This is a genomic window from Lysobacter antibioticus HS124 (genome assembly GCF_000336385.2).
In the GTDB taxonomy this organism is placed as follows: Bacteria; Pseudomonadota; Gammaproteobacteria; order Xanthomonadales; family Xanthomonadaceae; genus Lysobacter; species Lysobacter firmicutimachus.
Map to the genome: position 1 here is coordinate 1 of NZ_HG424492.1, position 13,430 is coordinate 13,430.

Sequence of the window (13,430 nt, forward strand, 5' to 3'; positions counted from 1 at the left end):
AGCGACGACCTGACCAACTTCGACTACGACCACAAGGGCTGGTTCTTGAACCTGGTGGGGACGTACTGATAGCGCCGATTGCCGCGAAACGATGCGGTCTCCGACGCGTGAGCCAAGGGGCCGTCGGTCGCGATGAACTTGTCGCGACCGGCGGTCCTGCGGTCGGCGACTCAGAGATACTTGGAGACGGTGGCATGAGAATTCGCGCCCGTGTGGTGGTCTGCGTCGGCCTTGGACTGGCGAGCGGCGGCGTTGCGGCCCAACAGGGCATCGGCATCGGAAATGTGGCGACAGCTCCCGGTTTGATCGGGTCCGCGCACCCCAACACGGCCAATCGGGACTGCGCCGCGAATACCGTCGTTGTCGGCGGCCGCCATACGGACCGGGCGATAGGGCCGGCGAATTCCGCCGATGGCATGACCGTCGACTACGATCTGCGCTGCGGGAGCATCAGCACCGACGGCGTGAGCGTCACGGTCGCCAACGACGCCACGTTTACCGATTTCCCGACCTACGACCAACGAGACGTCACGTTGCAGAACACCTGCGCCGCGAACCAGGTCGTCGGTCGGGGCGGCGGTTACGATCGAGATTACCTCGCCCAAGGAACCTGGACCAGTTCCGTCACCCACGTGTGCTATGCCCTGGTCTTGGACGCCAACGATTGGGTCAAGCGCTCCGGCACCGCCTCCGCGACGCAACTCATCGGCAACAACGAGGCCTACGCGGTGCATACGCTTCGCGGCCCGTTCTGCGCCGATACCATCGATACCGTGAAAGTCGGCTATTTGGGGCGTTTGGGCGGCGAGGGCATCGACGGTGTCCAGCAGCGTTGCGGGCAGTTCATCCAGGCGCGCTTTTCCGCTGCGCTGAACTTCGTCGATTTCGCCTGGAGCACGGCCCTCGGCGGCGCCGGCTGGAACGCGCAGCTGACCCACACCAGCGGCAACATGGCGGTACGCACGCCGCGGCCGGCGGGGGTCAACGACCTCACGCAGTTCGAAGGCGCGAACGAGCTCTACGTGATCCCCGGCGCCGGCTATTCGGCCACCCCGATCGCGCCGGCCGGCATCGCCGCCAACACCTATGCGGTGACCACTCCCTGCACCAACGCCACCCGCACCGACGAACAGGACCTGGCCTGCCCGCTGGTGGTGACCGGCCTGCCCGACATCGCGGTCGCGCTGACCACGCCGACGCCGGCCTACAGCAACTACGGCCAGTTGCAGAACATCGTGCTGACCGCGACCAACGTCGGGCCCGGCGCCACCGATGGCGACGATGGCTTCACCGTGGTCGCGACCCTGCCGGCAGGCTGGACGGCCGGTGCGCTGCCGGCCAACTGCACTGCCAACGGCGCCAACACGGTCGTGACCTGCGCGCTCAACCCGACCCCGCTGACCGGCTCGGCCGCGCCCGGCGGCAACGGCGGCACGATCGGCTTCACCATTCCGGTGACGGTCAATTCGCCCACGCTCAGCGGCGCTTACACCGCCAATGCCGCGTTGGGCCGCAGCGTGCCCGATGGCGACGCAGATGCGACCAACAACGATTACAACACTGCCAACGACACCACCAGCGGGCCGTTGGTGTTCCAGAAGCAGCCGATCCTGCGCCTGCGCAAGGCGCTGCCGCTGGGACGGTTCGTCGCCGCGGATCAGTTCCAACTGGATATCGCCGGCACCGGCGGACCGGTCAGCGCCACCACCACCGGCAGCGGCACCACCGCCAGCGGCGAAGCGCTGCTCAACGGCAGCATCGGCGCGGCCTACACCCTGTCCGAGGCCGGCGCGGCCGGCGCCAACCTCGCCAACTACGCCAGCGCCTACAGCTGCAGCAACGCCCTGGCCGGTGGCCAGGCCCCGAGCGGCAGCGGCGCCAGTTTCAATCTCACCGCAGTGGCCGGCGACGATCTCACCTGCACCTTCAGCAATACCCGCACGCCCTTGGCCGATCTGGCGATCACCAAGACCAATACGCCGGTATCGGGGCCGTCCGATCAGAGCAACGACACGCTCAATCGTGGCGCGGCGACGACCTACACCATCGTGGTGACCAACAACGGGCCCGATACGGTGAACGGCGCGGTGCTCAGCGATCCGGCCGGCAATCGCAGCGGCTTGAGCTGCACCGCGCCGCCGGTCTGCACCGGTACCGCCTGTCCGGCGGGATTGACCTTGGCCCAGTTGGAAAGCGGCGTGGCGCTGGGCGCCCTGGCGAACGGCGCGTCGGTGACGGTGACGCTGAGCTGCAGCGTCAACTGAAGCCGGGCGCAACCGTTGGCCCTCGGGGCCGACCCGTATTCCGTCGCGACACACTGCCGGCTTCATCCGCGACGACCATCGCAGCGGTGGTTACGTCAGAAGCGTTTCGCGATGTGATGGCACATTCGTCTACTTCTTGCAGGGCCCGGCGTGGCAGTCGCCGGGTCCTGCAAGACCATTATCGAACGATACGCGCGCAGGTTCGGCTGTCGTCGCCGCGATTGCGGCGGCGGCGATGGCGGGCCGGCTTCAAAATACTGACGTGCACGGTCAATTAGCGACCGACAGCGTTCAGAAGATTAAGTTCCGATGCCGTTCGGCCATCGAAAAACGACGTTTTTCCCACCGCCGCACGCGGCAATCGGCGATGTAAACGTTTCACCGGTCTGTGTCGGATTTATGACTGGGGCTGCTTCTATCTTGTGACGGTTGGCACAAAATTTGCAGTGATATGGATATCAGCACAATCTGCAAAACGTGATGCGTCCAATGCTTCCATCGTCGATCTCATCGCTTCGCGTCTGCGCCCGCAGCCGTGGCGTGAGCGCGCCGGTGCGTGGCGTCGGCCGTGTGTGGAGCAGCGCGAACCGTGGCATCGGTTCGTTCTTTCACGGCGACAGTGCGATCGGGTTCGCTTTTGATTCGGCGGGCTCGATGCTTGGTCTGCGTTACTTTCGGCTGCGCGAGCGGCGTGTCCGAGAGGATTCGCGCCGGTCTGTGTCGAGCCTCGGTTCGCGCATCGGCCACGCGAGTCGCAACCTCGAATCGAGCTGGATTCGCGCGCGAAAAAAACGACGACGGCGTGTGGACGAATGTTCCTACCCGTTTGCCGATAAAGAACGGTAGCGTCTGGTAATCGTTGTCAATCCCCTAAGAGTACGTGCGTCCTGCCGGATGCCGTATTCACGGTGTCGCTTTGCCTTGTGAAAGACAGCGGCGTCAAATACTTGTGAACATGCGCATGTCGATGCACATATCAATTTTTCATTTCGAATCGCCTCCGGCAGAACGCAGGCTTTCGCGGCTTGGTTTCGATTTCTCACTCGCAATCGGAAGTTCGTTCAATTCTGCGTTGCGTACCGGAGCGCGCTCCGGCGAGGGTACGGGCAGCGAGGCTTCGTCGATTCGATGGTCGATTCGAACGAGCGCAGTGGGCGGAATCGGGGGGAGCCCCCTGTCGCCGAAGCCGTCGCTGGACGCCGTGAGGAAAACGGATCAGTGGGTCCGGCCGCGACACGGGGGAAGGAATCTCCCATACACGTCGGTGCCGGCAGGCTCAACTGAAAAAGCGCCACGGAAGGCGGGCGCAGCCCGTACGTCCATGCCGGCCCTGGAGGTGCCGGCCATCGCGAATGTCGCCGACCGAAGTCGGCCGCTGCCCGAATCGAAGCAGTCCGATTCCAGGGAGGTCATGCACTGCGTCCAGTCGTCCGATCCGTATCGCGTGCGGGATATCGCCCGCCGCTGCGCGGCCGGATTCCCCCATAAGACCTCGAAATATAAGTAGAACGCCGTGTGCACTATCCATCCTTATAACGATCATGTTGACGATGTCGTGGATCAAACGGAGATCGCCGCGATGATTCCCGACGAACACGAAGAATCCATCTACACCCGGCTGGACGCAAAGCAGTGGGCGGCGATCGAAGCCGTGCTGCCGCGTACGGTCTATACCCGCAATACCGACACCGAGGACGCGCGGCGTTTCGTCGAAGCCGCGTTGTGGGTAATGGCGACCGGCCGGTTCTGGACCGAGTTGCCGCAGGCCGTTTACGGTCCCTGGCGCAAGAACTACGTACGCAGCAATCGTTGGATCTATCGCGGCATGTGGCAGGCCGTGATCGGCGCGCTGGGTCAGGACAGCGAGCTGTCGACGATGATTTCGCGTTACGTGAAAACCCAGGTCGAGCGACATCAGAAGCTCGGCCGGCGCAACGATTTTCGCCTCGACGGCGAGGACTGAACCGGCGTTGCGCGTTATGCGGGCGGGTCCGCGGTGCGGCCTGGCCGGCCCCGACTGGAGCGCTGTCCGTACGGGGTGGCGGCGTTCCGGCGGCCGTTCGGGCGCGGGCCCGCCTGCTTCGCCCGGTTCGGCCGTCCGGCCGCCCGCGCCATCCACCCAGGGCCGCACAGGCGGTCGGGGCAGGGCTGGGCGATAATCGCCGCTTTGCGATCCGATCCGCGGTAGGCGGCGGGTCCTCTTCCGGCGGGCGCTGGCCGACCGCCTTCGATCAGGGCGGGACTATGTTGCAACTGGTGGGCTTCGACGGCGACGACACGCTTTGGCACAGCGAGGGGTACTACCAGGAGGCGGCGGTCGAGTTCGAACGCATCCTCTCGGCCTGGGTCGACATCGGCAACGCCGCCATCCGCCAGCGCCTGTACGCGGTGGAGCGCAACAATCTCGCTTTGTTCGGCTACGGCGTCAAAGGCATGGCCTTGTCGATGATCGAGGCGGCGATCGACATCACCCAGTCGCGGATCAGCGCGGCCGACATCCACCGTATCGTGGCTCTGGCCAAGGACCTGCTCGATCATCCGGTCGAGTTGCTGCCCGGCATCCGCGAGGCGGTGGAGGCGGTGGCGCGCGAGCACCGCATCGTGCTGATCACCAAGGGCGACTTGTTCCATCAGGAGAAGAAGGTCGCACTCAGCGGCCTGGCCGACCTGTTCCACCGCATCGAGATCGTGTCGGAGAAGGACGAGGCGAGCTATTCGCGGGTCTTGGCCGAGTTCGGCGTCGCCCCGCAAGGGTTCGCGATGGTCGGCAACTCGCTGCGCTCGGACATCGAGCCGGTCGTCGCCCTCGGCGGTTGGGGCGTGCACATGCCCTACCACGTGACCTGGGCGCACGAGATGGAACACGGCATGAGCGGCGAGCATCCGCGCCTGCAGACGGTCAGCGGCGCCGCAGCGATCGCCGAAGCGATCGCGCGCTTCGATCGCGGGGCTTGAGGCCGCTCGCCTCCGGCCGGATGGACGCCGGCTGCGATCGCCGGCGAGCACTCGACCGGGCGAACGACGGGCGCGCGAGCGTTTTCGACCGGATCGGGTCCAGCGCACCGGCCTGAATCGCGGCTGCGGTCGCGATTTTCTCCAGCAGCGTCCGACCTTATCGGTCCGCCTGTCGCGGACGTCGCCCGGCGATGGCGACATGCGGATGCGCCGTGTTGTGTGCTGCATTCGCGTCGCGCAAGGCGGGCGTCGTCGTCCGGTTCGACGCCGAAACTGTGCCGAATTTCGCGCCGCCGACGATGCGCGGAGCATCGTTCGCGTGCGCGATCCGCCTCGAAAAACGCCGCGCGACCGCATCGTGCGCGCGGTCGGCGGCGGCGACTAAGAACATTCCCCGTGCCCACATCCGGCGCAACGGCCTTTAATGCATATCGGCAGGCGGACGAGCCGCCGAGGGCCCAACACTTACGCGCAGCCCAGGGCGACGGCCCGGCGGTCGCAGGACAAACAGTCTTGGGCGGAAAGCCGCAATTCGAACAGGAGAGTTACATGGGTAAGAACGCCGGCGGCAAGAGCAATGGGGATGTCATCGACAAGGTCGAAAGCGAATTCGTGACGCCGCAGCACCGGCTTGCGATCGAAGAGGCTTCGGTCAAAGGCAAGTTCGCGGTCAGTTTCAGAGCGGCGGGCGCCGCCACGTTGGCCGCTCTCGAAGAAGGCGCGGCGGCCAAGGGGCACGACATTCTCGAGAAAACCATCAAGCAGTCGTCGCTCGCCAAGGCCTATCCGAACAACGCCGCGGAGATGCTGCAAAAGGTGCGCGAGGCCGGCATCGAGGGTTACGTCGGCCATTGGGACAAGGCCAGCGGAGAGCTGAAAGGCATCTATCTCAGCAGCGGCCACGGCTTGGGCGACAAGGTCCAGGGGAATATCTACCCCATCGACATGAACCGGCTGGACGAATCGCTGGCCCCGCTCAAGCAGAACCCGGGCTGGAAGGCGTTGCCGTTCACCGGCGACTACGACATGCACGACATGCTGACGTTCCGCGGTGCCGGTCGGCCGCATACGCCGTTGGTCGATTCCAAGGAGGAACTTGCGATCCGCAAGGGAATCAACCAGGCGGTCGCCGATGTCGACCCCCGGCGCCCGGTCGCGGATACCGAACACAACGTGATCCGCCACGGCCCGCAAGTGAACTTCTCCAGCTATATGCTCGACCGCGAAGCGGGAGTGGTGAAGCGCGACGGCGGCTTCCTCGGCGTGGTCGCCAGGCCCGGCGAGTTTCCGGTGGCGATGGTGGACCGCGGCAAATGGTCGATCATCAACGACTCGAACCAGCTGGCCGGTTACTACCGGAGCGTCGGCGCGCAGATCAAGGAAACCTGGAATCCCGACGGCGTCAGGACCTTCGCCGATGCGGACAAGCCGGGCATGGTGAAGTACGGCCGGCGCGACGAAACGCCCGCGAAACCGCCCGTTCCCGCCGCACCGAAGCCGGCCGGCAACGAGCCTTCCGCGGTGCTCGACCGTATGCTGACGGCCGCGCAGGGCGGCGACCGCGAAGCGTTCCGGCAGGCAACCCAGCAGGCCGCCGCAGCGGCGCCGGGGCGCGAGCTGCGCAACGAGGCGGCGGCGTCGGTCGACCGCCAGGAGCCGTCGCGGACTCAAGCGACGGCGCAACCGCAGCCCGTCGAACAGGCGCTGCCGGGCCCGAGCCAGCCGCGCGTGCGTTGAGCGGGCATCCGCGATCCGGCGCCGATGGGGTGCCGGGTCCGGATCGGAGCCGGGATCGGGCAAATGCGGAACCGCCGTCGGAAAACGCCGTGATGCAGCAAGACGAGTTGACCGCGCTGATCGGCAGGACCGCGATCCTGATGGAGCAGTTCGAGCGCCGTTGCGAAGAAATCGAGGCGCATCAACGCACGCTGTGCGAGCAGTTGCAGCAGCTGTCGCAGCGCGCGGTGTGGGCGGTTTGCCAGGCGGCGGACGAGAGCTTGCGCGATCTGTCCGGGGCCGTGACCGGCAAGGTCGAGGACGGCCTGTCGCAACCGGTGGCGGCTTACGAACATCGCTTGCGCAAGGCCGGAACGCTGCTGCAGGAGGGTTCCCAAGGGCTGGCGGCGCAAATCGCCCGCTTGCAGTGGCTGCACCGGCAGTTGGTCTGGAAAGTGGTCGCCGTGGCGTTCGGCAGCCTGCTGTTGTTGCTGGCCGGCGGCGGCTGGTTGTCGTCGCGCTACCGGGCCGATATCGAACGTCAGCGGGTCGGGGCAGACCTGCTGCGCGCCTATAACCGGGCCGACGTGTCTCTGTGCGATGGACGGCTGTGCGCGAACGTCGATCTCAAGGGGCGGGCCTACGGTGAGGACAAGCAATACCGTCCGGTGCGGCCGCGGCGCTGAACCGTGCCTGGCGTGGGGCGGGCGGAGCAGGGCGTGTCGCGCTCGCGCCCGCGGCCCCCGCCGGCCGTTTCGAGGGCGCGGTTGGCGGGGGCGGGGCTTTCGGCACCGTCGCGCCGGGGGATGGGGCACCGTGTAGCCGGCGACGAGGCCGGCATTGCGTTCGCGTTGCGGTGCGTGCGGACGGGGTTCGACGGTCCGCCAGCCCCTGCGGGTTTCGAATCGCATGCCTGAATGCTTCGTGGGCGACCGGCGGGCCGGGCGCCTGCCTGGAGCGGCGGCGGGAGGCGGTTGCAGGCCTTGCGGGGCGCCCGTCCCAACCGCGACTGAGCGGCCGATGGCGACCCCGGAATTGTTCCAAGCCGGTTCACCGTGGCGAAGGCACATTCGCACCGTACCTGCCGCAGAGCAGGTCCCCCGAATGAGGAGACTGCCATGACCGTCCTGTCCCGCTGGCTTGCACCGTTCGTACTCGCCGCCGGTTTCGGCGCAGTCGCCATGGCGCCGGCGCCGGCCCGCGCCGACGACCTCGCCCGAGTGATCGTCGACATCGCCGACGTCATCGTCCGCAACAACACCCCGTACTACCGTTACGGCAATTTCGGCTACAACGACCGCCTGATCGTGGTCCGCGACCGCTACGGCCGTCCGACGTACTACCGCAACGTGCCGCGTTACGCCGACTATCGCTATCGTCCGGGCCCGCCGTACGGCGTCGCCCACGGCTACTACAACCGCGATTGCAAGCACAACGGCAAGTGCCGGACCACTTACTACGACCCGCGTTACGACCGCCGTTACGATGGGCGCTATAGCCGTTACGACGACCGTTATCACCGCCACGATCGCCACGACCGGTACGGCCGCGACTACCGTTACGACGGCCGCCGCTGGCGCGATCGCGACGACGACTGAGTCCGTCGTCGTCCGGCCTCTCGCGACGGCGCCCTCGGGCGCCGTCGCCGCTTGAGTCGCGGCCGCCCCACGGCGCGAGCCGACCGCCGGCGCCGGCGGGTGCTAGCCTGCCGCTCGCGGTCCGTCGCCGCGACGCTGCCGTCCCGGAGCCGCTGCCGGCCGCGTTCCATCCCGAGCTGTCCACTTCGAGCCGTCCACCGACGGTCGTCCACTTCCGCGAGGCCCGCCATGCCGCATTCCAACCATCGTCGTTCGGTTAACCTCCGTCACCGCCTGGGCCTGGCCGCGGCGCTGGCGCTGGCCGCGACCGCCTTGCCGGGCGCCGCCAGCGCAGGCGGCTCGGTCGATTGCAAGCTCAAGTTCAACATGGCCGGCTGGTCGGTGTTCTACAAGACCGCCTCCGGCAACGGCACCATCACCTGCAGCAACGGCCAGAGCATGGCGGTGAAGATCAACGCCAAGGGCGGCGGGCTGAGCTTCGGCAAGTCGCGCATCGTCAACGGCACCGGCGAGTTCTCCGGCGTGCGCAACATCAGCGAGACCCTGGGCAGCTACGCCAGCGCCGAAGCGCATGCCGGCGCGGTGCGTTCGAGCAAGGCCCAGGTCATGACCAAGGGCGAGGTTTCGCTGGCCCTGGCCGGCACCGGCCAGGGCTGGGACGTCGGCGTCGCCTTCGGCAAATTCACGATTTCGCGCTGAACCGCCGCGCCCGGCGGGCGCGGGCGGGACCGGCGCAAGACCTCGGGAGGTCCGCCATGAACCACGCTTTCAAACGCCGTTTCTTCGCGCTCGCCGCGTCGGTCGCCGCGCTGATCGGCGCCGGCCCCTTGCCCGCGCAGCCAGCCGACAGCGGCTGGAGCCCGCGCAGCGGCGACGTCTGGGTCGATGCCTGGCTCGGCGACATCAACCGCTACGGCGCCCGCTATCGCGAGCCCTTCGTCGACGAGATGGTGCGCTACTACGGCGCGCCGCGCGAACTGGTCGGCGACTTGCTAGGCAATCGCGGTTGGACGCCGGGCGACGTCTATTACGCCTGCGCCTTGGCGCAAGTGTTGGGCCGACCCTGTCGCTACGTGGTCGACGAATGGAACCGCGACCACGCCCAAGGCTGGGGCGCAGTGGCGCAGCGGCTGGGCATCAAGCCGGGTTCGGCCGAGTTCCATCGGCTCAAGCGCGGCTTCGTGCCGACCTACGACCGCTGGGGCCGGCCGATCACCATCGACCGCGAACTGCGCCGCGACTACCCGAATCGGCCGTATCGCGATTACCCGCCGCCCGCGGCGACGGGCAAGGGCCGAGACAAAGCCAAAGACCCGGGCAAGCCGGCCGCCAAGGGCGCCAAGGCGCCGGCCAAGAACGAGCGCCGCTCCTGACACCGCCGACCGCGCAGGCGGGATGCGCGGTGGTCTCCTGCGCAGCGGCCGGGCGGTTCGCGCCCGGTCTATGATGCGGTCATGAACGACGCATCGCCCGGGCCCGGCCCGGCGCCGCTCTCGATCGCCGGCAATGTCCGCGTGGTCGGCTTCGAGCCGCGCTGGCGCGAGGATTTCGCCCGCCTCAACATCGAATGGCTGCAGCGCTGGTTCTCGGTCGAACCGATCGACCGCGAAGTGCTCGGCGACCCGGAAACCCATCTGCTCGCCGACGGTGGTCGGATCCTGTTCGCGGTCGACGACAGCGACCGAGTGCTCGGCACCGTGGCGCTGAAGCGCTACGACGATGGTCTGGTCGAACTGACCAAGATGGCGGTGAAGCCGGCGCTGCGCGGCGGTGGCATCGGTCGGCAGCTGATCGCAGGCGCGATCGCCGCCTTCCACGACATGGGCGGGCGCGAACTGTTCCTGGAGTCCAGCTCCAAGCTCGGCCCGGCGCTGCGCCTGTACGAAAGCGTCGGCTTCCGCCACCGCCCGGCGCCGCGGCCGGGCTCGCACTACCGGCGCGCCGACGTGTACATGGTCTGGGAAGCGGACGCCGCGGGCGATTAGAGGGATCAGGCCGGCGCGACGTCGGCCTGGCGCTGCTGCAGTTCCCACATCTGCGCATAGACGCCGCCGAGCGCGAGCAATTGCGCATGGCTGCCGCGTTCGATGATGCGGCCGGCGTCCATGACCAGGATCTGGTCGGCGTCCATCACCGTCGACAGGCGGTGGGCGATGACCAGGGTGGTGCGGCCGACCGCGAGCCGGTCCAGTTCGGCCTGGATCGCGCGTTCGGATTTGGAATCCAGGGCCGAGGTGGCTTCGTCGAAGATCAGGATCGAGGGGTTCTTGAGCAGGGCGCGGGCGATCGCCACGCGTTGCTTCTCGCCGCCGGACAGCTTGAGCCCGCGCTCGCCGACCGGGGTGTCGTAGCCGTCGGGCTGGTGGACGATGAAGTCGTGGATGTGCGCCGAGCGCGCCGCGGCCTCGACCTCGGCGTCGCTGGCCTCGGGCCGGCCGTAGCGGATGTTGTAGCCGATGGTGTCGTTGAACAGCACCGTGTCCTGCGGAACGATCGCGATCGAGCCGCGCAGCGAAGACTGGGTCAGCTGGCGCAGGTCGCGGCCGTCGATCTCGATCGCGCCGGCGTCGACGTCATAGAAGCGGTACAGCAGCCGCGCCAGGGTCGATTTGCCCGAGCCGGAATGGCCGACCACGGCCACGGTGGCGCCGGCCGGGATGTCGAAGTCGATGCCTTGCAGGATTTCGCGCCGCGGGTCGTAGCCGAAGCGCACGCCGCGGAAACTCACCGTCGGCCGGCGCGCGTCCAGCACCTGCGCATCGGGAGCGTCGCGCACGTCCTGGCGCTCGTCGAGCAGGTCGAACAGCCGCTCCATGTTGGTCAGCGCCTGCTTCACCTCGCGGTACATCATGCCGAGCATGAACAGCGGCGCCGACAACTGCAGCAGATAGGCGTTGACCAGCACCAGGTCGCCGACGGTCATTTCGCCGGCGACCACGCCGCGCGCGGCCAGCCACATCATCGCGGTGACGCCGAGCGCGACCACCAGGCTCTGGCCGAGGTTGAGCACGGCCAGGGTCTTGATCGCCATGACCTGGGAGTTCTCCAGGTGGCGCAGGTTGTCGTCGTAGCGCAGCGCTTCGTGCTGCTCGTTGTTGAAGTACTTGACCGTCTCGTAGTTCAGCAGCGAATCGACCGCGCGCTCGTTGGCGCGGGTGTCGGCCTCGACCGAGGCGCGGTAGTAGCGGGTGCGCCACTCGGTCACCGAAAAGGTCCAGGCGGCGTAGGCGGCCAGGGTGCCGAGCGCGATCGCGGCGAAGCGCCAATCGTAGATCCACACCAGCACCGCCGTGACCATCACGATCTCGAACAGCACCGGGATGATGGTGTAGATGGTCCAGTCGAGCAGGTCGCCGATCGCACTGCCGCCGCGTTCGACGTCGCGGGCGACGCCGCCGGTGCGGCGGGCGAGGTGGAACTTGAGGCTGAGCCCGTGCAGATGGCGGAATACCTGCAAGGTCACCTGGCGCGAGCTGCGCGCCATCACCCGCGCGAACACCACCTGGCGCAGTTCGGTGAACACGGTGACGCCGACCCGCGCCGCGCCGTAGGCCAACAGCAGGCCGACCGGCAGCAGCAGCGGAGTAGGCTGGATGTTGAGCCGGTCGATCAGCTGCTTCAGCGCCATCGGCACGTACAGATTCAGCAGCTTGGCCGCGACCACCATCGCCAGGGCGATCACGATGCGGCCGACATAGGGGCGCAGATAGGGCAGCAGCGAGGCGATCACCGACCATTCGCCGCGGCGGCCGGCAGCGCGATCGACCGGCGCGGCGCCGTCGGTATCGGCAAGAGGGTCCGGAACGGGAGGAACGGCGGCCATGCGGTCCTGCGGCGGCGAGGGAAGGGCGCAGCATAGGACCTCGACTGTGCTCGAGGTCAAGCGCGGACGCCGCCGGGGTCGAATGCGGCCGGCGGACATGCCATTCTTGGGCCCCGCGGCGACGCCGGGGCAGCCGTTCGCGCCGTGGTCCGGGGCCGCGGCGCCTCAGCCCCAGCGTTCCAGCCCGCCGTTCAATCCCGCCGTCCAGCAAGGAGCTTCGCAGGCATGAGAGCCGTCGCCGCCGCCGCCGTATTGGCCGTTTCCGCATTCGCCTCCGCGCCGCAGGCGCGGGCCGCCGATGCCGAGCCGCGGACCCAGTCCTGCTTCCTGCTCTACGATCTCAGCGCCGGCAACATCGGCCGTCCGCCGACCCAGGCCTGCCAGCGTCAGGTCAGCCCGGCCGCGACGTTCGACATTCCCCATGCCCTGGCCGCGCTCGATGCCGGCCTGATGAAGGCGACCGCGAGCGGCAACGATCCGGGCGTGGAAAGCCTGCTGCGCTATTCGGCCGACGGTTATTTCATCGGCATCGCCGGCCGCCTCGGCCCGACCCGCGAGCGCGAGTACCTCAATCGTTTCGGCTACGGCAACGCCGACGTCGGCCGCGGCGCGGGCGCGTTCTGGAACGACGGCGCGCTGAAGATTTCGCCGAACGAGCAACTGGGCTTCCTGCAGCGGCTGTTCCGCAGCGAACTGCCGGTCGACCGCCAGGCCATGGCCGAAGTGCGTTCGGCGCTGCGCCAGCCTGCCGGCGTGGTGGTCGGCTCGTTCGGCGCGGCGCCGTTCGGGCCGATGCCGTGGCGGCACGATCTGATCGTCTCGGCCAAGAGCGGTTCGGTGGTGATGCAGGAGAAGAAAGAAGCGGTGCGCTGGCTGGTCGGTCATATCAAGCGCGGCACCCGCCAGATGGTGTTCGTCAGCTGCGTGACCGGGCCGCGCACCCTGCCGGAGAACGCCGCCGCTGTGCTGGCCAACCACGAGCTGCGCGAGGCGCGGGTGTTCTGAGCCGTGCCGGTTGCGGGGCGGGCCGGCCGCTCGGCGGGTCGGCTCCGAAGCCGGCGGATCTAGAGGGTG

12 protein-coding genes are annotated in these 13,430 nt (G+C 67.8%); 10 read left to right on the forward strand and 2 right to left on the reverse strand.

Annotated elements, in window-relative coordinates; genetic code table 11:
- Nucleotides 1-416 precede the first annotated feature (416 nt).
- From TX83_RS10030 to TX83_RS10040, 3 genes are all read left to right on the forward strand, one after another.
- Entirely contained in the window at nt 417-2,264 is a 1,848-nt protein-coding gene (locus TX83_RS10030; protein WP_064747814.1) for a prealbumin-like fold domain-containing protein, read from the forward strand.
- A gap of 1,579 nt (nt 2,265-3,843) precedes the next feature.
- A complete protein-coding gene (locus TX83_RS10035; RefSeq protein WP_141233455.1) occupies nt 3,844-4,227 on the forward strand; it encodes a transposase in 384 nt (127 codons plus the stop codon).
- 281 nt (nt 4,228-4,508) lie between these two features.
- Nucleotides 4,509-5,219 (forward strand): HAD family hydrolase, encoded by a 711-nt coding sequence (locus TX83_RS10040; protein ID WP_064747816.1) that lies wholly within the window; start codon nt 4,509-4,511, stop codon nt 5,217-5,219.
- Between the two features lie 157 nt (nt 5,220-5,376).
- On the opposite strand, the gene TX83_RS22740 is transcribed toward TX83_RS10040, so the two are convergent.
- Nucleotides 5,377-5,610 (reverse strand): hypothetical protein, encoded by a 234-nt coding sequence (locus tag TX83_RS22740; protein WP_141233456.1) that lies wholly within the window; start codon nt 5,608-5,610, stop codon nt 5,377-5,379.
- A 122-nt stretch (nt 5,611-5,732) separates the two neighbouring features.
- On the opposite strand from TX83_RS22740, the gene TX83_RS10045 reads away from it, so the two are divergent.
- From TX83_RS10045 to TX83_RS10070, 6 genes are all read left to right on the forward strand, one after another.
- Nucleotides 5,733-6,956 (forward strand): Insecticial toxin, encoded by a 1,224-nt coding sequence (locus tag TX83_RS10045; RefSeq protein WP_186442574.1) that lies wholly within the window; start codon nt 5,733-5,735, stop codon nt 6,954-6,956.
- A gap of 107 nt (nt 6,957-7,063) precedes the next feature.
- Nucleotides 7,064-7,621: a relaxation protein gene (locus TX83_RS10050; RefSeq protein ID WP_428992555.1), complete on the forward strand. Its 558-nt coding sequence runs from the start codon at nt 7,064-7,066 to the stop codon at nt 7,619-7,621.
- 432 nt (nt 7,622-8,053) lie between these two features.
- Nucleotides 8,054-8,533, forward strand: a complete 480-nt coding sequence (locus tag TX83_RS10055; RefSeq protein WP_064747818.1) for a hypothetical protein — start codon at nt 8,054-8,056, stop codon at nt 8,531-8,533.
- Nucleotides 8,534-8,761: 228 nt separating this feature from the next.
- Nucleotides 8,762-9,232, forward strand: a complete 471-nt coding sequence (locus TX83_RS10060) for a hypothetical protein (RefSeq protein WP_064747819.1) — start codon at nt 8,762-8,764, stop codon at nt 9,230-9,232.
- A gap of 56 nt (nt 9,233-9,288) precedes the next feature.
- Nucleotides 9,289-9,906: a hypothetical protein gene (locus TX83_RS10065; protein WP_064747820.1), complete on the forward strand. Its 618-nt coding sequence runs from the start codon at nt 9,289-9,291 to the stop codon at nt 9,904-9,906.
- An 81-nt stretch (nt 9,907-9,987) separates the two neighbouring features.
- A complete protein-coding gene (locus TX83_RS10070) occupies nt 9,988-10,518 on the forward strand; it encodes a GNAT family N-acetyltransferase (RefSeq protein WP_064747821.1) in 531 nt (176 codons plus the stop codon).
- Nucleotides 10,519-10,523: 5 nt separating this feature from the next.
- On the opposite strand, the gene TX83_RS10075 is transcribed toward TX83_RS10070, so the two are convergent.
- Nucleotides 10,524-12,356, reverse strand: a complete 1,833-nt coding sequence (locus TX83_RS10075) for an ABCB family ABC transporter ATP-binding protein/permease (RefSeq protein WP_064747822.1) — start codon at nt 12,354-12,356, stop codon at nt 10,524-10,526.
- Between the two features lie 225 nt (nt 12,357-12,581).
- Between TX83_RS10075 and TX83_RS10080 the strand changes: the two genes are divergently transcribed.
- Nucleotides 12,582-13,361 carry a penicillin-binding transpeptidase domain-containing protein gene (locus tag TX83_RS10080; RefSeq protein ID WP_064747823.1) on the forward strand — a complete coding sequence of 260 codons (780 nt, stop codon included), beginning with the start codon at nt 12,582-12,584 and terminating at the stop codon, nt 13,359-13,361.
- Nucleotides 13,362-13,430 lie beyond the last annotated feature (69 nt).

Excerpts from the sequence above, each read along its gene's own strand:
- TX83_RS10030 (WP_064747814.1), top strand. The coding sequence starts at position 417 with ATGACCGTCGACTACGATCTGCGCTGCGGGAGCATCAGCACCGACGGC.
- TX83_RS10035 (WP_141233455.1), top strand. The coding sequence starts at position 3,844 with ATGATTCCCGACGAACACGAAGAATCCATCTACACCCGGCTGGACGCA.
- TX83_RS10040 (WP_064747816.1), top strand. The coding sequence starts at position 4,509 with ATGTTGCAACTGGTGGGCTTCGACGGCGACGACACGCTTTGGCACAGC.
- TX83_RS22740 (WP_141233456.1), bottom strand. The coding sequence starts at position 5,610 with ATGTTCTTAGTCGCCGCCGCCGACCGCGCGCACGATGCGGTCGCGCGG.
- TX83_RS10055 (WP_064747818.1), top strand. The coding sequence starts at position 8,054 with ATGACCGTCCTGTCCCGCTGGCTTGCACCGTTCGTACTCGCCGCCGGT.
- TX83_RS10060 (WP_064747819.1), top strand. The coding sequence starts at position 8,762 with ATGCCGCATTCCAACCATCGTCGTTCGGTTAACCTCCGTCACCGCCTG.
- TX83_RS10065 (WP_064747820.1), top strand. The coding sequence starts at position 9,289 with ATGAACCACGCTTTCAAACGCCGTTTCTTCGCGCTCGCCGCGTCGGTC.
- TX83_RS10070 (WP_064747821.1), top strand. The coding sequence starts at position 9,988 with ATGAACGACGCATCGCCCGGGCCCGGCCCGGCGCCGCTCTCGATCGCC.
- TX83_RS10075 (WP_064747822.1), bottom strand. The coding sequence starts at position 12,356 with ATGGCCGCCGTTCCTCCCGTTCCGGACCCTCTTGCCGATACCGACGGC.
- TX83_RS10080 (WP_064747823.1), top strand. The coding sequence starts at position 12,582 with ATGAGAGCCGTCGCCGCCGCCGCCGTATTGGCCGTTTCCGCATTCGCC.